This is a genomic window from Halovivax asiaticus JCM 14624, from assembly GCF_000337515.1.
GTDB lineage: Archaea > Halobacteriota > Halobacteria > Halobacteriales > Natrialbaceae > Halovivax > Halovivax asiaticus.
This window is the reverse complement of the sequence record NZ_AOIQ01000006.1, coordinates 87,513-109,424: the sequence shown is the minus strand read 5'-3', so window position 1 is coordinate 109,424 and position 21,912 is coordinate 87,513. Positions and strand designations below refer to the sequence as shown.

General features: G+C 62.3%; 22 protein-coding genes and 1 tRNA gene. 13 read left to right on the top strand and 10 right to left on the bottom strand.

Features of this window, described 5'->3' with window-relative positions:
• The first annotated feature begins 145 nt into the window (after positions 1–145).
• Positions 146–748 (top strand): hypothetical protein, encoded by a 603-nt coding sequence (locus C479_RS01605; protein ID WP_007696840.1) that lies wholly within the window; start codon positions 146–148, stop codon positions 746–748.
• Positions 749–875: 127 nt separating this feature from the next.
• On the opposite strand, the gene C479_RS01600 is transcribed toward C479_RS01605, so the two are convergent.
• The 3 genes from C479_RS01600 to C479_RS01590 form a co-directional block, all read right to left on the bottom strand.
• Positions 876–1,364 (bottom strand): 50S ribosomal protein L11, encoded by a 489-nt coding sequence (locus tag C479_RS01600; protein ID WP_007696838.1) that lies wholly within the window; start codon positions 1,362–1,364, stop codon positions 876–878.
• Positions 1,365–1,599: 235 nt separating this feature from the next.
• Positions 1,600–1,803 (bottom strand): HEWD family protein, encoded by a 204-nt coding sequence (locus tag C479_RS16965; protein ID WP_007696836.1) that lies wholly within the window; start codon positions 1,801–1,803, stop codon positions 1,600–1,602.
• Between the two features lie 114 nt (positions 1,804–1,917).
• Positions 1,918–3,429: a phosphoenolpyruvate carboxykinase (ATP) gene (locus C479_RS01590; RefSeq protein WP_007696833.1), complete on the bottom strand. Its 1,512-nt coding sequence runs from the start codon at positions 3,427–3,429 to the stop codon at positions 1,918–1,920.
• 192 nt (positions 3,430–3,621) lie between these two features.
• On the opposite strand from C479_RS01590, the gene C479_RS01585 reads away from it, so the two are divergent.
• Together C479_RS01585 and C479_RS01580 are read left to right on the top strand one after the other, a co-directional pair.
• Positions 3,622–6,426, top strand: coding sequence for a chromosome segregation ATPase-like protein (locus tag C479_RS01585; protein ID WP_007696830.1), 2,805 nt, complete (start codon positions 3,622–3,624; stop codon positions 6,424–6,426).
• 62 nt (positions 6,427–6,488) lie between these two features.
• The gene (locus tag C479_RS01580; protein ID WP_007696827.1) at positions 6,489–6,779 is read left to right on the top strand and encodes a PRC-barrel domain-containing protein; all 291 of its coding nucleotides are present in this window, start codon (positions 6,489–6,491) and stop codon (positions 6,777–6,779) included.
• Positions 6,780–6,788: 9 nt separating this feature from the next.
• Here the strand turns inward: C479_RS01580 and C479_RS01575 are convergent, their stop codons facing one another.
• Positions 6,789–8,237, bottom strand: a complete 1,449-nt coding sequence (locus C479_RS01575) for a DHH family phosphoesterase (protein WP_007696823.1) — start codon at positions 8,235–8,237, stop codon at positions 6,789–6,791.
• A 275-nt stretch (positions 8,238–8,512) separates the two neighbouring features.
• On the opposite strand from C479_RS01575, the gene C479_RS01570 reads away from it, so the two are divergent.
• The 5 genes from C479_RS01570 to C479_RS01550 all read left to right on the top strand — a co-directional run bounded on the left by C479_RS01570 (position 8,513) and on the right by C479_RS01550 (position 11,409).
• Positions 8,513–8,586 (top strand) — tRNA-Lys (locus C479_RS01570).
• A 344-nt stretch (positions 8,587–8,930) separates the two neighbouring features.
• The gene (locus tag C479_RS01565) at positions 8,931–9,446 is read left to right on the top strand and encodes an Lrp/AsnC family transcriptional regulator (RefSeq protein ID WP_007696820.1); all 516 of its coding nucleotides are present in this window, start codon (positions 8,931–8,933) and stop codon (positions 9,444–9,446) included.
• A 176-nt stretch (positions 9,447–9,622) separates the two neighbouring features.
• A complete protein-coding gene (locus C479_RS01560; protein WP_049907006.1) occupies positions 9,623–9,979 on the top strand; it encodes a DUF7344 domain-containing protein in 357 nt (118 codons plus the stop codon).
• Between the two features lie 55 nt (positions 9,980–10,034).
• Positions 10,035–10,307 carry a HalOD1 output domain-containing protein gene (locus tag C479_RS01555; RefSeq protein WP_007696812.1) on the top strand — a complete coding sequence of 91 codons (273 nt, stop codon included), beginning with the start codon at positions 10,035–10,037 and terminating at the stop codon, positions 10,305–10,307.
• Between the two features lie 241 nt (positions 10,308–10,548).
• A complete protein-coding gene (locus tag C479_RS01550) occupies positions 10,549–11,409 on the top strand; it encodes a hypothetical protein (protein WP_007696809.1) in 861 nt (286 codons plus the stop codon).
• 45 nt (positions 11,410–11,454) lie between these two features.
• Here C479_RS01550 and C479_RS01545 read toward each other — a convergent pair whose 3' ends face one another.
• The 4 genes from C479_RS01545 to pyrB all read right to left on the bottom strand — a co-directional run bounded on the left by C479_RS01545 (position 11,455) and on the right by pyrB (position 13,932).
• Positions 11,455–12,288 (bottom strand): hypothetical protein, encoded by an 834-nt coding sequence (locus C479_RS01545; protein ID WP_007696800.1) that lies wholly within the window; start codon positions 12,286–12,288, stop codon positions 11,455–11,457.
• Between the two features lie 89 nt (positions 12,289–12,377).
• Positions 12,378–12,500: a hypothetical protein gene (locus tag C479_RS16875; RefSeq protein WP_015300667.1), complete on the bottom strand. Its 123-nt coding sequence runs from the start codon at positions 12,498–12,500 to the stop codon at positions 12,378–12,380.
• A gap of 60 nt (positions 12,501–12,560) precedes the next feature.
• Positions 12,561–13,022, bottom strand: a complete 462-nt coding sequence (gene pyrI, locus C479_RS01540; RefSeq protein WP_007696796.1) for an aspartate carbamoyltransferase regulatory subunit — start codon at positions 13,020–13,022, stop codon at positions 12,561–12,563.
• Positions 13,015–13,932, bottom strand: coding sequence for an aspartate carbamoyltransferase (gene pyrB / locus C479_RS01535; protein WP_007696793.1), 918 nt, complete (start codon positions 13,930–13,932; stop codon positions 13,015–13,017). The genes pyrI and pyrB overlap by 8 nt, the downstream gene beginning before the upstream one ends.
• 188 nt (positions 13,933–14,120) lie before the next feature.
• Between pyrB and C479_RS01530 the strand changes: the two genes are divergently transcribed.
• On the top strand, positions 14,121–14,747 hold the full coding sequence (locus C479_RS01530) for an RAD55 family ATPase (protein ID WP_007696792.1): 627 nt from the start codon (positions 14,121–14,123) through the stop codon (positions 14,745–14,747).
• A gap of 122 nt (positions 14,748–14,869) precedes the next feature.
• On the opposite strand, the gene C479_RS01525 is transcribed toward C479_RS01530, so the two are convergent.
• A complete protein-coding gene (locus tag C479_RS01525; protein ID WP_007696790.1) occupies positions 14,870–15,850 on the bottom strand; it encodes an FKBP-type peptidyl-prolyl cis-trans isomerase in 981 nt (326 codons plus the stop codon).
• Between the two features lie 181 nt (positions 15,851–16,031).
• Between C479_RS01525 and cyaB the strand changes: the two genes are divergently transcribed.
• The 4 genes from cyaB to C479_RS01505 all read left to right on the top strand — a co-directional run bounded on the left by cyaB (position 16,032) and on the right by C479_RS01505 (position 20,084).
• On the top strand, positions 16,032–16,583 hold the full coding sequence (gene cyaB, locus C479_RS01520) for a class IV adenylate cyclase (protein WP_007696788.1): 552 nt from the start codon (positions 16,032–16,034) through the stop codon (positions 16,581–16,583).
• Between the two features lie 183 nt (positions 16,584–16,766).
• The gene (locus C479_RS01515; protein ID WP_007696786.1) at positions 16,767–17,972 is read left to right on the top strand and encodes a methionine adenosyltransferase; all 1,206 of its coding nucleotides are present in this window, start codon (positions 16,767–16,769) and stop codon (positions 17,970–17,972) included.
• A 168-nt stretch (positions 17,973–18,140) separates the two neighbouring features.
• Positions 18,141–19,325 carry a tRNA sulfurtransferase gene (locus C479_RS01510; protein WP_007696784.1) on the top strand — a complete coding sequence of 395 codons (1,185 nt, stop codon included), beginning with the start codon at positions 18,141–18,143 and terminating at the stop codon, positions 19,323–19,325.
• Positions 19,326–19,433: 108 nt separating this feature from the next.
• Positions 19,434–20,084, top strand: a complete 651-nt coding sequence (locus C479_RS01505) for a DUF5804 family protein (RefSeq protein ID WP_049907039.1) — start codon at positions 19,434–19,436, stop codon at positions 20,082–20,084.
• 39 nt (positions 20,085–20,123) lie between these two features.
• Here the strand turns inward: C479_RS01505 and C479_RS01500 are convergent, their stop codons facing one another.
• Positions 20,124–21,791 carry a gamma-glutamyltransferase family protein gene (locus C479_RS01500; protein WP_007696778.1) on the bottom strand — a complete coding sequence of 556 codons (1,668 nt, stop codon included), beginning with the start codon at positions 21,789–21,791 and terminating at the stop codon, positions 20,124–20,126.
• Positions 21,792–21,912: the final 121 nt, after the last annotated feature.

The following is a 21,912-nucleotide window of genomic DNA, read 5'->3' as shown; positions in this document are numbered from 1 at the left end:
TCGACGGCCCGGTACCGCATCCTCGTCGAGCGGATACGTCAGAGTAGATGAGCCATCTTCCAGTCGGTGTCAACTGCCGGAATGGTTCGATGTGTCCTCACGTTCATCGAAATCTTCTTTGTGCCCCATCGTCCTGTGATGAACCATGCTCCTCAGCGGCCGTCGGGTGGGTGGGCTCGCTGAGCGACCGGCGACACCACTGTCCGACCAGCAGGCAGTCGTCGACTTCTATATGGGTGTCTCTCCCGTCGTCCGTATCGCGCTCGTGGTGGCAGCGATACTCGTCGTTGGGATCACCGTCCTTGGGTTGCTCCCCGATTACAGCAGACGGACTATCGTGACGGCACGACGCAGCCCCGTCATCTCGATCTTGATCGGCATTCCAACGGCCCTCGTGTTCGGTGCGCTCGCCTACATCGGTCTCTTGCTCAGTCACTCGGACATCGGCGTTTTCTTCGCGATTCCGCTCGTGACCGTCTGTCTGGCACTGTTGCCAACGTGGGCGCTCATCGCGATCGTCTCCACTGGAAACGGACTTTCGGGTCCCTTCCTTCGCGATAGCGTCGGGGTGGGGCTCGTGGTCGGCGCGCTCGTGGTCGGCGTGTCGGCAGTCCACACCGTGACACTCATCGCCGTTACTGGGTTCGTTATCTGCTATGGAGCTGGCGCCGGCGCTCGGGTATTCGTCTCCGGCGGTGCAGCATCGGATCCTGCCGATCGGTCTGTCCCACCCGCGAACAAGATTTAACCGACGGGCGATTCGTTCGGTCGGTTCCACACTGTCCGACAACCTGGACGAACTTGACTGCAGTTGCTGGTATGGGAACTGAGCGTCACAACCGACGGTGAAAACGGGACCGGACGGTCTCAGCGAATTACGCCGCCGCTTCGTCGGCGAAGACGTCGTCGTACTCGCCGTCGTCGATCTTCGCTTTGAACTCTCGCGGATTCTCTCCTTCGATCGTCACGCCCAGTGAGGTGCACGTGCCGACGACCTCTTTGGTCGCGTTCTTCAGATCGTACGCGAGGAGGTCTGGCAGTTTCTGTTCGGCGATCGTTTTGACCTGGTCGACCGAGAGGTCGGCGACGAACTCTTCTTGCGGTTCACCGCTCCCGGTTTCGAACCCGGCCTCGTCCTTGACGAGTGCAGCCGTCGGCGGGACACCGACGTCGATGGTGAACGAGCCATCGTCTTCGTAGTCGACGGTGACGGGGACTTCCGTTCCGTCGAACGCAGCTGTCTGATCGTTGATCTCCTGGACGACCGCCTGCACGTCGACGGGCGTCGGTCCGAGCTCCGGTCCGAGCGGCGGCCCTGGATTGGCCGCTCCGCCCGGAACGAGGACTTCGATGGTTCCAGCCATACGCGATCAAATCACTGCGCGAGTTTTAAGGGTTGCTTTTCGACGCGAGCGTCTGCAGGCCGAAAACCAGCTCGGCCGGTGCGTGTGGGTTCGACACGGGGTCCGCTTTGCGACCGATCGGTCAACCGGTGAGCCGACCCCCATCGGCAACTTAGCATAGGCTGTACTTCGTCCGGACACGTCGGTTCTCGGCCACCGACGTGGCTGCGATCGATCTGTTCGTGCTCGCTCAACTCTATCGATCGGCCGACTCGACGGGACAGAAGGTGCCAGTAATGTCCCACTCGTGGATGCACCACCGACGTGTTCGATCCCTGCGGGTCGCGTCGGCGATCGCCCACTGTTGTCGAAGTGGATCCCAGGTTTCGACGCGTCCACACTGTTCACATCGACGCCGGTCCGGCGCGCGAATGGATCGGTCCTGACCGTCGGTCGCCATGCAGTCATTGCAGCACTGGAAACGGATACACGCACGGGTAACCGGCGGAATTTGCCCAGAGTAGGTAAATTGGCCTGAACGTGGTCGACTCGGCGCCGCAACCGAATCCGGCGATCAGTAGACGGCGTCGGCGATCTCGTCGTCGAGTTGTGGGAACGAGTCGAGATACACCGCTCGTTCTTCCCGCAGTGCGGCTCGTGCGTCCTCGTAGTCGTCGACGTGATCCGGGACGTAGAATTGTTCGATGTCGATGCCGGGAACGGATTCGGGGATCGTCAGCCCCATTCGGTCGTCCGTTCGCCACTCGACAGTTCCTCGTGCGATCTCCGTCAGAAGCGTCACCGACTCCGTGACGCCGATATCGACCGTCTGCTGGCCGATGTAGCCCGTGTTCATGACGTAACAGTCGACGTCGAGCGTGCGGACGAGCTCTCTGAAGATGTTCCCCTCCGCGCCCTCCGGTCCGATGATGAACGGATTCGTCCCGACGACGCGAATCGATTCGCCCGCACGTGACGGATCACCGGCGCTCGTCTCGATGGACTCACCGAGCATGAAGGCGACTGCCGCCTGTTGATCGTCGAGTTTGGTGACGGGCGGCATGAGGGGGTTTCGGGTGATGAAGAAGATCTGGTCGACGCCGTCGAGGTCGATTTCCTCGGCGGCACTCTCGAGTTCGTCGCGCTGGACGACCGCCCGCGCGTTCGCCGTGTACTGGTCGTCCTCGAAGTCGACGGCCCCGTCTTCGTCGACGGCGACGTTTTCGAAGACGGCCGACGCTGCTGTCGCCGCGTCGTAGAGGGCGGGTTGTTCGCTCTCGGTCAACCCGTGTGTCTTGATGTACAGCCCTTGGCCCTCGCTGCCGGCGACGGATCCATCCGGCAACAGTGCACAGACGTCGTCCTGCAGCATCGCGGCGTGTTCGGGCTCGTCGAGCCAGCACCCGTGGGACGTAAGCGTCGATTTACCCGTCGCGGAGAGTCCGAGGAACAGTTGGCCGACCGTCCGTTCCGTCGATTCGTCGTCGGTCACCGTTACCCGCTTGCTTCCGGCGTGGAGGCCGAGGCCACCGTTCTCTTTGGCCCGATACATGAAGAGTCGGAGGAACGATTTCTTGGCTTCGCCGGTGTAGTCGGAGCCGAGGACGGCGGTCGTCCCCTCGTCCGGGAAGACACGGATCGCCGTCTCCTCGGCGTCGGGAAGTTGAACGGTTTGAAAATCAGGATCGCGGCCGTCGGTCGGTTCGAAGAGTTTCGCCCAGGTGAGGGCAATTCGGGCGTACGCCGTCGGAACGAACAGCCGACAGCAGTACGTCGCGTCGGGGTGGCGCCCGACGAGCCGGTCGACGCAGAGGAGATCACGATCCGAGAGAGAGGTGATGGCGTCGAGAACGAGTGAGTGATCCGCCTCGGTTAGTTCGTCGTCGATCGCGTTCTTCGTTCGATCTGCGCTGCGGGAGCGATACTCGCTGACGTACGCAGGGGAGCCGTACTCCGTCGTTCGCTCGTCGTCGCGCGCGAGCGAGCGGAGTTCGGTGAGTGTCGGATTGTACCGAATATTCGACGCACGTTCCGGGTCGGGGAGCCGGGTCGCGTACGTCGGCGGTTCTGTCCCGGTTTCGGACATGTACGCTAGTACTCTCGTTCCCCTATTATAACGCTAGAGGTTCCCGTCTCGATGTGTGGGTCACTACCGTGATTTTCGCCACCGCTCGGTTTCGACGTTCGATCGCATCGCTACTGGCACGAACGGCGGTCTGATTTTCACATCTGGTATTCGGAGCCGAACTACCATTATCGGTCGGATACTGTCGCCGACATGGCAACTGGTATCGCCCTTTCTACTGAGGAACTCCGGATCGCGCGTGACGGGTCGGACGGGCCGGTCGTCGACACGATTCCGGCAATCGCCTACCCACTCGACGAGGACGACGATGCGTCGGAGACGGGGGAACTGACGGTCGAGACATCGGGAGCGACCTACGTCGTCGGCGCCCCTGCACGAGATCGATCGACGGCAGCCGATGCCGAGCCACTCGCCATTTTCGAACGTGGACTGCTCTCGACGGAACCGTACGCGAACCCGGCTATCGAGGCACTCATCACGGACGCGCTTTCGGACGAACCGGAGACTCGCCTCTCGTATACCGTCCCCGGGACCATCGTCGACGCCGACACACCGACAGCCCGGCACCGAGATGCGATCGACGAGGTATTCCGCACACTGGACGTCGACGCGACCCCCATTAGCACGGGGTACGCAGTCGTCGCCGATCAACTCGCCCACGAGACGTTCACGGGAGTGGGTATCGATATCGGGGCGAAACTCACCAGCGTCGCGCTGGTGTATTACGGGGTTCCGGTGCTCGCGTTTGCCCTTCCGAGGGGCCGCGACTGGCTCGTCGGCCACGCTGCGGGCGAAACTGGCCACAACCGATCGCAGATCGCTGCCCGGCTCGAAGAATTCTCACTCGATCCGGACGCGAGCGGTGATATCGACCGCGCACTCGCACAGGCGTACGACGACCTCTGTGGATCTGTCGTCTCCGCGATCCGGACCGAAGCGGCCGCTGCCGACGTCGAACCGGGTGTTTCCGTCCCAGTCGTGCTCGCGGGATCGGGCGCCGTCGACGGCGTCGAATACCTCTTCGGCGGCCGATTCGATGCGGCCGAATTGCCGTTTTCGATTCGCGGGGTGCGACTGGCCGACGAACCAGCGGCGAGCGCTGCCCGCGGCGCGCTGATCGCCGCTCAAGACGATGTCGACGACTATACCGAAGTTACGTGGTCGACGCACGACTCGGGTGAAGGCAACTCCGATCGGGACGACAGGCAGCTCACCGACTTCGTCGACGCCGAGGATACCCAGGAATCGGTCGACTCGGATACCTCCTCTGACGACGTTGCGAACGACGCGATCGAACGGCTCTTCGACCGTCTCGGGACGAGAGACGACGATATCGCGGCGCTGCAGGAAACGACGACAGCGCTCAAGGACGAACTGGAAACCGTCCGAGACGATCTTCACTCGCTCGACGCCGAGACAGCGCGGACCGATACTGTCGATGCCGCCAGTGATCGTCTCGACGAGGTGGAGACGACCCTCGCGGCTGTCGACGACGCGATCGAAACGTGTGCGGACGCCGATCGACTCGAAACCATCGCGGAGACGGTGACCGAACTGTCGACGGAAACCGATACGCTGTCCGACCAACTGGACTCGCTCCGTGACGAGTACCGACGCGACCTCGATGGACTCCAGTCGGAACTGACGACAGACGTGGCGGACCTCGACGCGGAACTACGGGCGCGCGTCGACGAACTCGAATCGGAACTGTCCACACGCGTCGACGAACTCGACTCGACTCTCGCCGACGAACGCGCCGCTATGGCAGAGCGGGTCGACGAAATCGAACAAGCGCGTGAGGACGCCGTCGCACAACTCGAAACACGGATTTCCGGCGTCGACGAGACGCTCTCGGCTCTCGACGACGAGCTGTCCACCAGTATCGACGACTCGTTCGACGAGCTCGAATCGGCCCAGACCGCGTCCGAGGAACGGGTGACCAACCAGATCGACGAGCTCGAATCGACGTTCGTGACGACCCAGGAGCACGTCGATTCTCTCGACGATGCCGTAGATGCGCTGGAGTCTGAATTCGAGGCAGTAGAATCGGTACTCGACGACACCGACTCGACCATCGATTCGATCGGTTCCGATGTCGAGTCACTGCAATCGTTCGTCGAGTCGCTGAACGAGGCGGTTGAGTCCCTGGAATCTGCTGTCGAAGGGCTGGAATCGGACGTCGGCTCCGTCGACGATCGGGTGTCGTCGCTGGAGTCGAGATACGACGGCGAACTCGAAGCGATCGAGTCGTCGGTCTCCGCTGCAGAGACGACCGTGGACTCGCTGGCATCTGACGTCGAATCGCTCGAATCCACTGTGGCGACGAACGAGACCGCGATTGCAGAACACACCGATAAGATTTCCACGATCGAATCGAGGCTCGACGAAGCGACGTCGACTATCGAAGTCAATGGCGACCGTCTCGAGACGCTCGAGGCCGCCAGCAATGCTACTGACGAGTCGATCGAGACGCTCCGGCGGGACGTCGACGGGGTCGAAGACAGGCTCGATTCGATCGACCAGTCCGTGTCCGAACTCGATGCGACGACGCCTGATGCGGCTGATCGAGCGACAATCGACGACGTCGAAGAGCTAGCGGAGCGAGTGAGCACGTTTGCGGCGCGTCTCGATGCGGTCGAATCGTCCGATCCGGAGTCGCTCGACGAACGCGTCGACGGGCTCGAATCGAGGGTCGAGGAACTCGCCGACGAGCAATCCGACGACGATCCACGAGACCGAATCGACGAACTCGACCAGGCGGTTGCGGACCTCGAACGGTCGATCGAATCGCAACCGTCGGAAACGACAGAGGGGGACTCCGCTCCCGACCGGCGAGTCGCAGCCAGTGGGGTCGGTGTGGGGGCGTTCGTCGCCGGTGGTGCGAGCGCAGGCGTCGTGTCCGGAGCAGCCCTCGCCGCGACCGGCGCCGTCGAAATCGGTCTCGGGGCGATCGCCCTTGGCCTCGTCGGCCTGGTGGGGATGTTCGTTACTCGCTAGGCCGAACTGACCGGTCCGGCGTCTGACCAACAATTAAGAGTCCACCCCACTTTTGCCCGGACATGGACGAACGACCCCAGGAAATTACGTCACTCGTCGGCCGCGAAGTGTACACGAAAAACGGCGTTTTCGTCGGTGAGGTCGAAGATCTCAAACTCAACCTCGACGTCCGATCGGTAACCGGCCTCGCCGTCGGCAGTCTCAATACGGAACTGTTCGAACACGAGGCGCGTCAGGGCCAGGGCGTCGTCGTTCCCTATCGCTGGGTTCGCGCCGTCGGCGACGTCATCCTCGTCGCGGACGTCGTCGAACGCGTCCGCGACCCGGACGACGAAGAAGAGATCGTCGCCTGAGGTCGGGCTCTAGTTTCCGTTCGATCCTTCGGATCCCTCGACGCCCATCGCGTCGAAGAGCGTCTGTTTGACGGCCTCTTCTGTCAGTTCGAGGAGTGTCTCTCTGGTCCCGTCGGTGATTTCGATCCCGGTAAAGATACCGAGTGGAATCTCGGCACTCGACTGCGTGGAGTGGCCGGCGACCTCGCCGATTTCACCGTAGGCATCGGTGAGGACTTTCCCGATGTTGATCCGGATATCTTTCGATCGAGCCGAGAGGAAGATCGTCTCTTCGGCGACACCGAACACGGCCGTCGTGGTCACACCCTCGAGATTGAGGAGGTGGTTCGCCGCCTGTGACAGCGCTTCTCTGTCGCGGACGAACCCGGCGTTCGAGACCAGATGACTCCCTTGGACGTCACGATTCGCGATCGCCTCCGCGAGCACGTCCAGCGTCTCGGGCGACATGGACGGTGATTCCACCTGCTCCAGGGTGTCGTGATTCGCGAACGGATAGAGGTACGCGGCGGCGGTGAGGTCGGCCGGAGTCGTGTCGCGTTTGAAGTCGAGCGTCTCGGCCCTGATACCGTACAGGAGTGCCGTGGCGACCTCCTCGGAGACGTTCAGGTCGAACTCCTGGATGTACTTCGTCATGATCGTCGACGTCGAGGTCATGCTCGGTCTGACGTCGGCGAACGTCGGGTCGGCTTCCGTGTCGGCGTCGTGGTGGTCGATCACGATGTCGATCGGGCGGTCGATGCCGGGCTGGCCGGTGTGATCGACGAGGGCGACGGTATCGTACGGCGTCTCGTCGGCGACGTCTTCCCAGAGGTGTAACTCGATTCCGAGCAGATTCACGAACGCTCGATTCTCCTGGTGGCCCAGGTCTCCGAAGTAGATGATGTCGGAGTCGACGTCCCGGTTCTCGGCGATAGCCTGCAACGCGGCAGCGCTCGCGATCGAGTCCGGATCCGGATTGTTCTTCGTGACGATGGCGAGCCGATCCGTCGTCTCGTCGATGATCGAGGCGAGCGTCTGGGCGTTGTGTTCGAGTTCGCCTGATTCGAGGGCACGAAGGGCCGAATCCGCGATCACTGCGGAGGGGTTGATCACGACGTCGGCGCCGAGCTCGGCGAGTTCGTCACCGGAAACGGGGTCGCTCGCACGGGCGATGACGAACTGTTCGGTGTCGGTGCTTCGGACGTGCTCGACGGCAGCCTCGTTCGACTCCACGTCGGAGGCGAGGATCAGGACGACGTCGCGGTCCTCGATCAGTTCGACGATCTCCGGCTCGCTGATGTCGGCGACTCGTGCGTCCAGATCCTGGTCTCTGAGCGATTCGACCCGGCTCTCGTCCTGGTCGATGATCCGGACGTCTTTCCCCTGCTCGACGAGTTCCTCCGCGACCGCATACCCCACGCTCCCACAGCCGAGTATGGCGTAACTCGACGTCGAGGAGATGGATGCCCCCGAGTTCATTGGGCGTGTGGTCGGGGTCGCTACACTTAACCCTCCCGGAGCGTCCGACACCGCCCGTCAGCACCGCATTCGGCCGATTGTGGTCGTAGAATCGATCTTTCGAAATCAGTGAGTGTCGAGATCCTGTGTCAGTTCGACTGGCTGTCGAGATTTCCCATTCCCTACTCTCTTTCATCATCGTTTCGTTGGCTCGACCTGGGCCAGTCTGGTGATCCTTCACACGCGACCGCCCAAGGGAAATGTATTTCAATACCCGGCGGAAAGTCGTTGGCGTAGGGCCGGTAGCTCAGTTAGGCAGAGCGTCTGACTCTTAATCAGACGGTCGCGTGTTCAAATCGCGCCCGGCCCGTTTTTGCGAGGAACGGACGTGACGAGCAAAGCGGCCACCAGCGATTTGAATGCAGGGAGGTCGGGCGCAACGGAGTGAGCACGTCCGACCGTGTGTTCAAATCGCGCCCGGCCCGTTTTCTGAACGACGGATTACAGGTCAGATCGGTGGCGGCTGAACTGCCTGTATCTACCAATTAGGGCCAGTAGACGATTCGAGGGATTCGGATGCAGAATACGAGGTAAAGTGCACCGTAACAACGTGTGAAAAGGGGAGAAAGGAACCACCGACCGCCTTTGCTTTCAGAGACGGCTGGGTCCAGTAGTGACGAATGAATCAATTGGTTCGCCGGCGTACCTGACGATATGGAAAACGACCCACTCGACAATCTCGACAGGCGCATCCTGCACCTGTTACAGTTGGACGCCCGCGGGGCCTCCGATACGGACATCGCTGATGAAACGGACGTTACCGGAACGACCATCCACAACCGAATCACGCAACTGGAGGAGCAGGGTATTATCACCGGCTACAATCCGGAACTCGACTACGAGCAGGCGGGGTATCCGATGCAAGTGTTGTTCATCTGCTCGACGGACCTCTCTCGCCGGTCGGAGATGGCCGAGGAAGCCCTCGAAGTTAGGGGTGTCGTCAACGTCCGCGAAATGCTGTCCGGCGAGGAAAACCTCCACGTGGAGGTCGTCGCCGAATCGACCTCTGAGGTTGAGGAGAGTACCGACCAGTTAGACGCGCTCGGCCTCCGAATCGTGAGTAGCAACATTCTGGCGGAAGAACACATCCAGCCATGGAATCACTTCCATCAGAAGTTTGCCGGTGAGGATTCTGATGCGGCCGAGGAAATCGGTTCGTCCGAGGAGTAGTCACGGTCGGGAGGGATCGTAATTGTCGGAGTCCCGACTCGTACTGAATTTGGCATGACTGTCCCCTCCATTGTGCTTGGGAAAGTCAAGTAAATGCCTCTCCTGGTTTGTATTATCAAATATATAAACTTATCACTAAAAAGAGGTTAAGGGTGTTCGGCCCAGACTATGGGGTGATGGAAGCACGAACAAAATCAGAGATGAACGAGATCTTTTCCCTGTTGAGGCATCCGTACCGGCGCTACGTCTTGTATCACCTGACCCGGGAGTCCGAGACCGTGGACTTCGACACGCTGACTGCTTCACTCGCCAACTGGGACGCTGGTCAATCTGAGGAGAGTAGAAACATCAGTAGTACGACCATCGAGGTGCAACTCCGTCATATGCACCTCCCGAAACTCGCTGATGCTGGCCTCATCACGTTCGGTCAGGATGGTCAATCGATCGAGTTCGACGGCATAAATGGTCTCAGCCAGTTCATCGACCAGGCGGCACGTATCGACGGCCATGCTCCGCCCGCCGCGGGCGATTGAGCACAGAAACTCGGCCACACCTGTTCTGTCCACGACGCCAAACTAGCGAGATACTATGACACAAGCCCACGACGACGAAATCGTCCACCGAGAATTGAACACAGACAGAGCGGAGCCGGCTGTTGCGATTGCGGAAGTTGTCGCTGAGCTCGAGGGGAAACAACCGGACGAATTGACACCGACCTACAACTGTATCGACGGGGTGATATCGAAGCTGTATTCGAATCCGCCATCACCAGCGGCACAGATAACTGTCGAATTCACGTACAGCGGCTACCGCATTACCGTCGAGCAGAGTGGCGCCGCGGAGTTCGTCCAGGTTACGTAACTACCGACAGCCAAATCTCTGACACCGGTAGTGGGTCCATGCTCGATTGGACGAGGGCATCGGTCAACTTGCAATCCTTCCTACCGGCCGCGCCCGGCTCGTTTTCCTGCGACTAACCTGAGTGGTGAACACCACCCGTAGCGGCGAGACCCACAGTCGTTCGTATGAGGAGTCCGACCGGTGATGGCCGTGATGTGCAAGCACCACCGGCTACCCGGCGGCTGGCGTGCGTGGTGCTGTCATGTGCACAGCATTCGGAGAGGACGACGTCGGAAAGTCCGTCGTGAACGCGAGTGGTGAGGAGATCGGGATGGTGACGGCCGTCGAGCACGGGACGGCCCACGTCACACCCGATCCGGGAGTTACAGACAGCATCAAGGCTGCACTCGGGTGGGAAGGGACCGGCGAAAACGCGTATCCATTGCAGGAGGAATCGGTCGAACGTGTCACTGGCGACGAGATACGACTCAGCGGCGACCTACACGACGAGACAGTATCCGGTGGTGCGATGGACACTGGTCGTGAGGCTGGACACGACAGGGGCGTGTCGAGTACAGAGATGGGATCGACGGACACACCAGCCGACCGACGGGACGGCAGCGCGGGTCGGAGTGATACGCAAGGGCACGACGACGAGGCTACAGGGCTGAGTGGGACGGGGGCTGCCGGTGACGACGAGAGCACCATCCCTGACCGTGACGCCACCGGTCGCGTTGGCGAGTCCGATGGGCTGGACGAACCAGCCGACCGGTCGATGGACGACTCAGCGGGCGCCGGGCCGGAATTTTCAGAGCCCGACCGAGCGGGGCGGGGTCGTAGTTCGTCACCTGAGCGCAGCCGGGACGAAGGCGAAGCGATGGACCCTGCCGTCGGCGACGGGGATCGAACCGGTGGGACAGACGACGAACTAACCGATGCCGACCGGGATATTCACGACCGAGACCGGGACACCGGTCGGGGCGACCAGGACAGTGATATGGACGCGGGGCTGGCCGATCTCGACAGCGATTCTGATCAGGGGAATTCCGATAGCGATTCGGACTCCGACACGGATCGCGAACTCCGCGATCGAGATTCGGATACGGACACTGATCAGGACTGATTTCGGGCAAGAGAACTGTCGCGTTGGCCCAGTAACTCTCGATACTCAGGAGTCCGGCGCCCCGAACGTTTCGCCCTCCCGGTCGTCCGCTCGCATTCGTCGGACGGTGGCGCGTCCGTTGCTCGCGTCGTACCCGAAGTAGACGTCGTTCGCGTACGCCTCGGCGACCGACGCTGCGCGGGCGAGTGCGTCGATATCGACGTCGACTGCGTAGAGTTCGATGCTGAACGGCGTTTCGAGGGCACTATCGAACCCTTTCGCGAGTGACTCGAGCCAGTACGTGGTTTCGTAGGCCGTATCGTACAGCGGGACGACGAACTCGTCGACGTCCGGTTCGATCGCTTCCAGATCCAGCCCGGAGCGCTCGTAGAGGTGGCCCGGATAGGGGTCAGGGTAGAGCGTGAGGTACACCCGACCGGGGATTCGCGCCGTCGCCTCGGCGACGAACGACGTGATGACGTCCGATCGCCACGCACCCCAGTCGTCGATGTCGCTCTCCTGGAACCGTTCTCGACAGACTGAGCAGTGACAGTATTCACCGCGTGGGAACCCCACGTCGTCGAGTCGGACGTCCTCGTTCGCGTCGACGCAGTCGTCGATGATCTCCAGCAGTCCGTCCCTGTACTCGGTTCGCGACGGGCAAATAGCGGCCCAGTCGAAGTACGGTTGCTCGCGAGTCGCCCGATTCCCCTCGTCGTCGACTGCGACGAGCGACGGCTCGGCGTCGGCGGCGGCGTTGTCACCGAAACAGGACACCATGTTCACGGCACTCGCGAGCGGCTCGGCTGACCGGCCGGTTACGTCCTTAACCTCGTAAAATGCGCGATCGAACTCGTTCCACGCGACCTCAGATTCGTTTCGAGTGACGACGCCGACCATGCGTCGCCCTTCGTCCGCTGCGTGTTAAGGCGTTCGTTCACCGGTCCGGTAAGTGGGGAAACCGGTCGTTTTCGATTGACTGTGCCGAATCAGGCCGTTTCCGCCTGCGGGTCTGGTTCGTACTCGACGGTGTCGGGGGTGACACTGCTGTAGAGCTTCCAGACGACGACGATAGCGACCAGCGCGAGCGCGAACTTCATCGTTCGAGACATACACGATAGCTAGGTTGCGCTCCTTATTAACTCTTTTGGAGAAATATATTCGATGAGAAATTAGGGTTCGATAAGTGACGCGATCTCGTCGCGAACGATCCGTTCACAGTAGACGCATCGGACCCCGTCGGCGAGCACGTCGAAGCGTGAGGTGACCGGTTCGTCCGCTGCAGTGATACACCCGGCGTTGGGGCACGAGAGGATCCCCTCGACGGTGTCCGGTCGTTCGACCCGGTGTTTCTCGACGACGTCGTACTCGCGAACGATGTTGATCGTCGCCTCGGGTGCGATCAGCGAGAGGACATCGACTTCGTCCTGGCTCAATTCGCGCCCTTCAACTTTCACGATGTCCTTCGTCGCGAGTCGATCCGACGGGACGTTCATCCCGACGGATACTTCCTCGCCGTCGGAACCGTCGATTCCGAGAATTGCCAGGACGTTCAACGCCTGTCCGGCGTGGACGTGGTCGATGACGGTACCGTTTCGGATCTTGCTCACGCGGAGCTTGTGGTTCTCACTCATCGTCCTCACCCAGCAGGAGGTCTAACAGCGCCATACGAACCGGGACGCCGTTGTGGGCCTGTTCGAAGTACGTCGCGTGCTCCGTCGCGTCGACGTCCGGCGCGATTTCGTCGACTCGCGGGAGCGGGTGCATCACGGTCAGATCGTCGCTGGCAGCGTCGAGCGTCTCGGCGGTGATGCAGTACTCGCCTGCGACCTTCTGGTACTCGTTCTCGTCGGGGAAGCGTTCTCGCTGAATCCTGGTGACGTAGAGGACGTCCAGTTCGGCCAACACCGGATCGAGCGACTCGTGTTCTTTCAGGGACGCGCCTTCCTGGTGGAGGTCGAAGACGACCTCTCGTGGGAGTTGTAGACTCTCGGGACTGATGAAGTGCTGTCGAGTACCGAAGTTCGAGAGGGCGTATGCGAGTGAGTGGACGGTCCGTCCGTACTTCAGGTCGCCCATGATCCCGATAGTCAGGTCGTCCAGCCCCGCCGTTTCCCTGATCGTGTACAGATCGAGGAGCGTCTGTGTCGGGTGGTGGCCCGCGCCGTCTCCGGCGTTGATGACCGGAACGTCGACGTACTCACTCGCCAGTTTTGCCGCACCCTGTCTCGGGTGGCGCAACACGATGGCGTCGGTGTAGCCTTCGATGACGCGAACGGTATCGGCCAGGCTTTCTCCCTTCGTGATACTGGAGGAGTCGACGGCACCCATATCGACGACGTCGCCACCGAGACGCTTCATCGCCGTCTCGAAACTCATCTTCGTCCGCGTACTCGGTTCGAAGAACAGCAGGCCGAGCAGCGTGTCGCTGTACTCCCCTGCGAGTGCCGATCCGTCCCCATCCAGTTCGCTTGCACGGTCGAGGACGGTTTCGATATCCTCGCGGGATAGTTGTTTACTCGTGAGAATATTGCCGTGTCGCATCTACCCCATCTGCGTGGGGGGTCCCCTTCAATCTCCCCATCCGAGACGCGGCGCTGGCCGACAGTCACAGGAACCAACCGGTTCTGTCGAGCGGTCGACCGCCTCGTACCCGTTCCGTCGCGAATCAGGACGGATACCGGGAGAAGGCAAAGAGTTATCACCGCTGTAGCGCAATTCTCCACAGGTACATGGCTGGGCGGTTAGAAACCGGTATCGACGTTCTCGACAGGAAGCTCGATGGTGGGTTACCACCGGGGTGTATCGTCGCCTACACGGCTTCGCCAGCCAGCCAATCGGAACTGCTCCTCTACGAACTGACGGCCGCTCGTGGCACGCTATACATTTCGACGGAGCGATCCGACGACGCGATTCGTCACTGCCTCGACGCCTCACAGGCACGCGTCGGGAGTCCGACGATCAGACAGATCACTGGCGACGATCCGATCACCGATGCCCGTCGGCTCGTCGGTGCGCTCCCGGACGGCGCGAATCTGATCATCGATACGATGGACGTCCTGGAAGAGACGGGAATCGACGATTATCGCGTCTTCCTGAACGAACTCAAGAGCCAGATGCTCGAAACGGGAAGTATCGCCGTCCTCCACTGCCTGAAACGCGAGACGATCCCGACCAACCGGTCGGCGACGCTCCACATGGCTGACGCCGTCTTCGATCTGGAGACGAATATCGGGGCGGCGGAGCTAGAGAACTTCCTCACGATCCCGAAGTTCAGAGCCGGCGGCGCGCCAACCGAACGGATCAAACTGGAGATGGCCGAACAGATGGCGATCGACACGAGCCGCGACATCGCCTGAAGAGCGGTGTATCGGTTCGATCGAATCGGCACGCTGTGAGTCGGTCGCTATTTCGCCGGATTATCGACACTGTTTCCGCCGCTACGGACTACTGAGAGAGCGGGAGAATTGAACGGACGCTCTTACTCGTCGTCGGCTTCGAGTTCTTCGACGAGTTCGTCTGCGTCGACGTCAGCGTCTTCGAGCGCGTCTTCGAGGCCATCTTCACCGCCGCCCATGCCACCCATGCCGCCCATCATGCCCGGCATGCCCATGCCGCCGCTGCCGTCGATGATGTCCTGCACGATGACGCGGTCGACGCCGACCTTGTCGATGACGTCCTGGGCGATCTGCTGTTTGGAGAACATCCACTGCTGGTTCATCGTCAGCTGTGGCGTGGACTCGACGTACAGCGTCTCCTTCTCGACGACTTCGGTCTCGTACTCGGGTTCGGCATCTTCGTCTTCCTCGTCTTCGTCGGGCTCGACGAGAACCTCCTCTTCGACTTCGTCGGTCTCGATGTGGACCTCGGGCTCGACGTCGATGTACATCTCGAAGAGGCCAGCCGCCTGCTGGAGGCGATCCTCGACTTCGTCGAGCACCTCGTAATCGTACTCGACATCCTCACCCGCGAGCGGGTGGTTGAAGTCGACGCGGGCGCGGCCGCCGACGATCGTCTCGAGGAAGCCCTGGCGACCGTCGAGTTCGATTTGTGCGCCGGGATAGCGGTCGTCTTCGCCGATCTTCTCGGCACTGACGGTCTCGACGTCGTCCGGGTCGTACTCGCCGAAGGCCTCTTCGGCGGGGACGGTCACGGTTCCGCTGTCGCCGACTTCGCTGCCGCGAATCGCGTCCTCGACGCTCTCGAAGATGTGTCCCTCGCCGACGACGATCGTCCGCGGATTGAACTCTCGACCCTGATCCGCGACGCCTTCTTCTTCGGCGACCTCCTGGTCGGTCGTGTCGACGAGCTGGTCGTCCTCGACCGTGCGGGCGGTGTAGGCGATCTCGATAAAGTCGCCGTCCTGTAACCCACTCTCGGGCGTAGACTCGTCTGTGTCGGCCGTTTCCGTGTCTGCGTCATCTACCGGGGTCTCAGCCTCGGACTCAGCTTCATCGGTCATACGTTGTACGTTTCCCCGTCCACATTTAAGGACGACGTTTTGTCGCGGGGTCGACCGCCTGGGCACGCCTCGGGAGGCGATCGATTCGGGACCGGAACGTTGGGACGGACATTGGCCTCGGCTCGGTCGGTGTCGAGGACGAAACGACCGATTCTTCCCGTCGACAGTCGTGCGGGTACGTATGTACGAGGTCGAGGTGAAGGTACCTGCCGATCACGAGCGTGTTCGAGAGCGTCTCGAGCGGGTGGAGGCCAACCTGCGTCGATCGGTGACCCAAGTTGACGTGTACTACGACGCGCCCCATCGGACGTTCGCCGAAACGGACGAGGCGCTTCGCATTCGGCGCGAACGGGACGGGGGCGACGAGCAGGTGAAGGTGACCTATAAGGGGCCACTCGTCGACGAGGATTCGAAGACGAGAGAGGAGTTCGAGACGTCAGTCGGGGACGAGTCGGCGATCGAGGGGATTCTCGACCGCCTCGGGTTTACCGAAGCCGCCACCGTCCGGAAGGACCGACGTATGTACGCGCTTGACGGCTACACCGTGACACTCGACGACGTCGAGGGTGTGGGCCAGTACGTGGAAGTGGAACAGGAGACGAGTGAGGGGGACGTCGACGCCGTCCGTCGCGGGGCATTCGAGGTAGTAGAGCACCTCGGTCTCGATCCTGACGATCAGGTCCGGACGTCCTATCTCGGTCTCCTTCTGGACAAGTCGAACGACTCCGCGTGACGTGGATCGGCTAAACCGACCTGGGGTGGATCGACTGACCCGCCGCGACGTTGCTCGATTGAATCTCGTGATAATGGTCACTAAACCATCGTGACGCCGTTCGATCGAACCCACTCGGAGTAATGCGGGGAGCGGTATTCATTTTCGCAAGTTATAGGACCGGGCCGGCGTAATTCGACCTCAATGACCGATCGGAACATCCGCGTCGAACCGTTCGAGCGACGAGCGGTAAACGATCAGGAGATCGAAATCGTCGAACGAAAGGGCATCGGCCATCCGGACTCGATCTGTGACGGCATCGCCGAACACGTCTCGCAGGCGCTCGCGCAGACGTATCTCGACCGTGTCGGAACGGTGCTTCACTTCAACACGGACGAGACACAGCTCGTCGCTGGCGAGGCGGCGCCTGCCTTCGGCGGCGGGGAAGTCGTCGACCCGATCTACTTGCTGATCGTCGGTCGGGCCACGAAACACTATGACGGCCAGACGATCCCGACTGAAGCGATCGCCCTGCGAGCAGCGCGCGAGTATCTGGCCGAAACGATCCCTGAACTCACGTTCGGCGAGGACATCGTCGTCGACGTCAAACTCGGCGAGGGGAGTGGTGATCTGCAGTCTGTCTTCGGTGAGGACGACGTCAGCGTCCCGATGGCCAACGACACGAGCTACGGTGTCGGCCACGCGCCGCTCTCGGAGACCGAAGAGATCGTTCGTGAGGCCGAGCGCCGACTCAACGGTCCGTACTCCGCCGACCATCCGGAACTTGGCACCGACGTGAAGATCATGGGCAAGCGCGAGGGCGACGAGATCGACGTGACGGTCGCCGCCGCGATGATCGACGAGCACATCCAGGACATGGACGCCTACCGCGACGCCGTCGAGGATGTCCGGGCGTTCGTCGCCGACGTGGCCGCCGAACACACCGATCGAACGGTTCGCGTTCACGTCAACACGGCCGACGACTACGACGCCGGCTCGATCTACCTGACGGTGACAGGCACCTCCGCGGAGCAGGGTGACGACGGGTCCGTCGGTCGAGGGAACCGGGCGAACGGCCTCATCACCCCGAACCGATCGATGTCGATGGAGGCGACGAGCGGGAAGAACCCCGTCAATCACATCGGGAAGATCTACAACCTGCTCTCGACGCAGATCGCACAGGCGACGGTCGCCGAGGTCGACGGCGTCCGCGACCTCCGTGTCCGTCTACTGAGCCAGATCGGCCGGCCGATCGATCACCCTCACGTCGCCGACGTCCACGTCGTCACCGAGGACGGCGTATCGATCGAGGCTGTCGAAGACGAGGTCACCGCGATCGTCGACCGCGAGCTGGGCGCCGTCACCGATCTCACGCGCCGCGTGATCGAGGGCGAACTGACCACGTTCTAAGGCGGATCGAACGTTCTCGATCAGGTAGCACGTTCCAAGTCTGATAGCGCATTCTCAGTCTGTTCGCTCGCTGCCGTCACGGACCCGTCGGTTGGCGCTCTTTCGCCGTGGCTCGGGTCCCGGTCGCGATAACAACCCCCTTATATGGCCGAGCAGCTATCGGGAGCCATGCATCCGCCGGGAGCCGACACCGTGCTCGTCCGTCATGGCGATCTCAATACCAAGAGCACGTCCGTCAAGCGCTACATGGAGGGGCTGCTCGTCGAGCACCTGGAGGCGCTCGTGGCGGATCGATCGGTTCCGGGTACCGTGGTCCGCGTGTGGAACCGGCCACGGATCGAGACGACCGAAGCGACCATCGACGCGGCGGTTGACGCTGCGACCGACGCGTTCGGTGTCGTCTCTGCGAGTCCGTGTCTGACGGTGGAGCCGGAGCTTTCGGTGATCACGGACACGCTCGCGAACATCGCACCGGCGGTCTACGACGGTGGGAGTTTCGCCGTCGACGCGCGACGCGCGGACAAGAACCTTCCGTTCACCAGTCAGGCCGTCGCGGAGGCTGGCGGGACGGCGATCTGGGAGGCGGTCGAATCGTCGTTCGAACCAACCGTCGATCTCGACGATCCGGACCACACGTTCGGTGTCGAGGTCCGCAGCGAGACGGCTTACATCTACACTGACTCCGTCGCCGGCCCCGGCGGCCTTCCGCTTGGCTCACAGGCGCCTATGGTCGCGCTGGTGAGCGGCGGGATCGATTCGCCGGTCGCGGCCTACGAACTGATGCGACGTGGCAGTCCCGTGATTCCGGTCTACGTCGATCTGGGCGAGTACGGCGGGCCGGATCACGAAGCGCGCGCCGTCGAGACCGTTCGCACGCTGGCGTCGTTCGCTCCCGACCACGACCTCTCGGTCTACCGTGTCCCCGGTGGCGAGACCGTCTCCCACCTCGCCGAGACCATGGAACAGGGACGCATGCTGTCGCTCCGTCGCTTTTTCTATCGTATCGCCGAAACGATTGCCGCGGACACCGGCGCACAGGGGATCGTCACGGGCGAGGCCCTGGGCCAGAAGTCGAGCCAGACTGCCCAGAATCTGGCGGTTACCAGCCGGGCGACCGACCTCCCCATCCACCGGCCGCTGCTCACGATGGACAAACAGGAGATCGTCGAACGCGCCCGCGAGATCGGTACCTATCACGACTCGACGATCCCGGCCGGGTGCAATCGAATTGCGCCCGACCGCGTAGAGACCAACGGTCGAATCGATCCGCTTCTGGCAGTCGAACCCACCGATCTGTTCGAGCGCGCCGACGCGGCCGCGGCCGACGCGACGCTCGTTTCACTCCGCGAGTAGATACTCGATCGCCGCGACCATGGGCGATGAGTCTGATCGTAACAGCGCCAGGCGAGAAGTGAGCGCCAAGCCGAAACCACCAATACTGCTCCCCCGTACGCTGTGAACGTGACCCGGGTCTGTTTCGTCGGCGACGAGGACGTGACGTTGCGGTACGAGCTCCTCTCACGAGAAACGTCTCGAGACGCCCTGTCGACGTACGATCTTCACCGGCCGTTCGAGAATTCGATCGCCGTCGATACGGTGAGTCTCGGTGCGGCGATCTCGCTGTGCAACGATCTACAGTGGTACGTCGTACGGTTCGTCGACACGGTCCTCGTCCAGGATCCGAGCGTCAGCGAGACGGAGTGGCTCTCGCGCCCGCTCGCTCGTGCGCTGCGCAACGACGAGATTGCGTCGACCGAGACGGGCGAGTACCTGAAGGTCTACGGCGTCGAGTTCCCCGAGGATCGACGGGAACGCGAGCGAGCCGAGGGGCCACCGGCTGGCGTCGACCCGGACCTGGTGGACGGACTGACTGGAGGCGATCTAGTGGGTACGACGACCGACCAGCCGGATGAGGAGACCGTCCACGAGCCGGCCGGCGGGGCATCCGGCCCGGACGGCGCGACCGACCGCCCGGACGAACCGGCAGATCGAGGCCGTCTCGTCGAACCGCTGTACGTCAGCCGAACGGACGGCGAGATTCCCGAGTACGATCTCCGTGACGTCTCCGAGACGGTCGTCGTTCGACTGACCGAAGACGAGTACGCGCCCTGAGGGCCGTGTCGGCGCCCGGATCGAGACTGTTCGCGTCGGTCAGAAGCCGATCGCCTGTCCGTCTTTTCTGGGCTCGCTGGCGCCGGCGAGGCTGCCATTACGGTGACGAACAAGTTGTGCGCCACCGAACTGAACTGGTGGCAGGACGCGAACGTCGTGGCCACGTCTGGCGAGTGCCGCAGCCTTCGGCAGGCGTTCTTCGACGCCGAGCGTGCCATCCTCGCGGACGCGCCAGCGTGGTGCGTCGAGCGCTTCCTGCAAGCCCATGTCGTAGTCGACCACGTTCGAAACGACCTGTACGTGGCCCTGCGGTTGCATGTAGCCACCCATGACGCCGAACGCGGCCCAGTCGTCTTCGTCGAACTTCGCGAGCGCTGGAACGAGCGTGTGGAACGGCCGTTTGCCCGGTTCCAGGCTGTTCGGATGGTCGGGATCGAGCGAGAACGACGCGCCCCGGTTCTGGAGCGCGATTCCCGTGTCGCCCGCGACGAGGCCGGAGCCGAAGCCGGCAAACCGGGAATTGATGAACGAGACGAGGTTACCGGCCTCGTCGCCGACGGTGAGGAGGACGGTGTCGGCGTCCTCGGCGTTCGCGTTCGGGACGCCGATGTCCGGATCCGCGATGGGAGCCTGGCCGATCGCTTCGGCGCGCGTCCGGGCATACGATTTCGAACCGAGCGGCGGGATCGATTCGTACTCGGGATCGGTGATGTAGTGGTGTCCGTCCACGAACGCGAGTTTCATCGCCTCGGCGAACGCGTGGACACGATCGGCCGACTCGTAGGGGTGATCGCCGGCGCCGATTTCGTCGGCGATGTTGAGCGCTTCCAGGGCGATGAGGCCCTGATTGTTCGGGGGAAGTTCGAAGATCTCAGCCCCGTTGTAGGTCGTACTGATGGGGTCGACGAATTCGGGTTCGAACGAGGCCAGATCGTCGACGGTCAGGAAGCCGCCAGCGTCCTGGACCTCGCTCGCGATCGACTCTGCGATCTCGCCCTCGTAGAGGACGTCTGCCCCCTCGTCGGCGATTCGTTGCATGGTGTCGCCGAGTCGAGGCAGAGTGACCGTCTGACCCGGCTCGGGCGCGTCACCGTCGAACAGGTAGGCCTCGCGGGCATGCTCGTCGGTGAAGAGGTCTTCGGCGCCCTGCCAGTAGTAGGAGATGACTTCCGAGACCGGATACCCCGCCGTCGCGTAGTGGATGGCTGGTTGCAGTGCGTCGGCCAGGGATTTGTCGCCGAACGCGTCGATCGTCGCCTCCCAGCCGCGCGCCGTTCCGGGGACGGTGACGGCGTGTGGGCCGAGAAACGGCATCTCGACGTCGTCGGGATCGGAGACATCGTCGACGGCGTACCCGCGAGCGTCCGGGTAAAACGACGACCGTTGGTCCGGATCAGCCTCCGAGACGGCCGTCCGAACGGTATCGATCGTCGCGTCAGCGGGTGCGCCACCGCAAGAGCGTATCGCCCCGACGTCGCCGTCGGCGGTTCGGTAGAGAGCGAAGATGTCACCGCCGAGTCCCGTCGAGGTCGGTTCGACGACGTTGAGCGCCGCGGCGGTCGCAACGGCGGCGTCGAATGCATTTCCCCCCTTCTTGAGGAGATCGATCCCCGCCTGTGCAGCGAGCGGTTGACTCGTCGCGACGAGTCCCCGATTCGCGCGGACCGTCGATTGCCGAGAGGTGAATCGATCCAGATCGTAGTCCATGCTACAACGTGCCACTCGGCGGGGCAAAAAACGCCCTTTCCCGGCAGCCGAGGGAGGGTACCAGAGACACGGGCTGGTCGAACGGTCAATCGTCCATTCCCCGTCGCAACGTTGACGGTTG

Excerpts from the sequence above, each read along its gene's own strand:
- C479_RS01605 (WP_007696840.1), top strand. The coding sequence starts at position 146 with ATGCTCCTCAGCGGCCGTCGGGTGGGTGGGCTCGCTGAGCGACCGGCG.
- C479_RS01600 (WP_007696838.1), bottom strand. The coding sequence starts at position 1,364 with ATGGCTGGAACCATCGAAGTCCTCGTTCCGGGCGGAGCGGCCAATCCA.
- C479_RS16965 (WP_007696836.1), bottom strand. The coding sequence starts at position 1,803 with ATGGCGACCGACGGTCAGGACCGATCCATTCGCGCGCCGGACCGGCGT.
- C479_RS01590 (WP_007696833.1), bottom strand. The coding sequence starts at position 3,429 with ATGTCCGAAACCGGGACAGAACCGCCGACGTACGCGACCCGGCTCCCC.
- C479_RS01585 (WP_007696830.1), top strand. The coding sequence starts at position 3,622 with ATGGCAACTGGTATCGCCCTTTCTACTGAGGAACTCCGGATCGCGCGT.
- C479_RS01580 (WP_007696827.1), top strand. The coding sequence starts at position 6,489 with ATGGACGAACGACCCCAGGAAATTACGTCACTCGTCGGCCGCGAAGTG.
- C479_RS01575 (WP_007696823.1), bottom strand. The coding sequence starts at position 8,237 with ATGAACTCGGGGGCATCCATCTCCTCGACGTCGAGTTACGCCATACTC.
- C479_RS01565 (WP_007696820.1), top strand. The coding sequence starts at position 8,931 with ATGGAAAACGACCCACTCGACAATCTCGACAGGCGCATCCTGCACCTG.
- C479_RS01560 (WP_049907006.1), top strand. The coding sequence starts at position 9,623 with ATGGAAGCACGAACAAAATCAGAGATGAACGAGATCTTTTCCCTGTTG.
- C479_RS01555 (WP_007696812.1), top strand. The coding sequence starts at position 10,035 with ATGACACAAGCCCACGACGACGAAATCGTCCACCGAGAATTGAACACA.
- C479_RS01550 (WP_007696809.1), top strand. The coding sequence starts at position 10,549 with ATGTGCACAGCATTCGGAGAGGACGACGTCGGAAAGTCCGTCGTGAAC.
- C479_RS01545 (WP_007696800.1), bottom strand. The coding sequence starts at position 12,288 with ATGGTCGGCGTCGTCACTCGAAACGAATCTGAGGTCGCGTGGAACGAG.
- C479_RS16875 (WP_015300667.1), bottom strand. The coding sequence starts at position 12,500 with ATGTCTCGAACGATGAAGTTCGCGCTCGCGCTGGTCGCTATCGTCGTC.
- pyrI (WP_007696796.1), bottom strand. The coding sequence starts at position 13,022 with ATGAGTGAGAACCACAAGCTCCGCGTGAGCAAGATCCGAAACGGTACC.
- pyrB (WP_007696793.1), bottom strand. The coding sequence starts at position 13,932 with ATGCGACACGGCAATATTCTCACGAGTAAACAACTATCCCGCGAGGAT.
- C479_RS01530 (WP_007696792.1), top strand. The coding sequence starts at position 14,121 with ATGGCTGGGCGGTTAGAAACCGGTATCGACGTTCTCGACAGGAAGCTC.
- C479_RS01525 (WP_007696790.1), bottom strand. The coding sequence starts at position 15,850 with ATGACCGATGAAGCTGAGTCCGAGGCTGAGACCCCGGTAGATGACGCA.
- cyaB (WP_007696788.1), top strand. The coding sequence starts at position 16,032 with ATGTACGAGGTCGAGGTGAAGGTACCTGCCGATCACGAGCGTGTTCGA.
- C479_RS01515 (WP_007696786.1), top strand. The coding sequence starts at position 16,767 with ATGACCGATCGGAACATCCGCGTCGAACCGTTCGAGCGACGAGCGGTA.
- C479_RS01510 (WP_007696784.1), top strand. The coding sequence starts at position 18,141 with ATGCATCCGCCGGGAGCCGACACCGTGCTCGTCCGTCATGGCGATCTC.
- C479_RS01500 (WP_007696778.1), bottom strand. The coding sequence starts at position 21,791 with ATGGACTACGATCTGGATCGATTCACCTCTCGGCAATCGACGGTCCGC.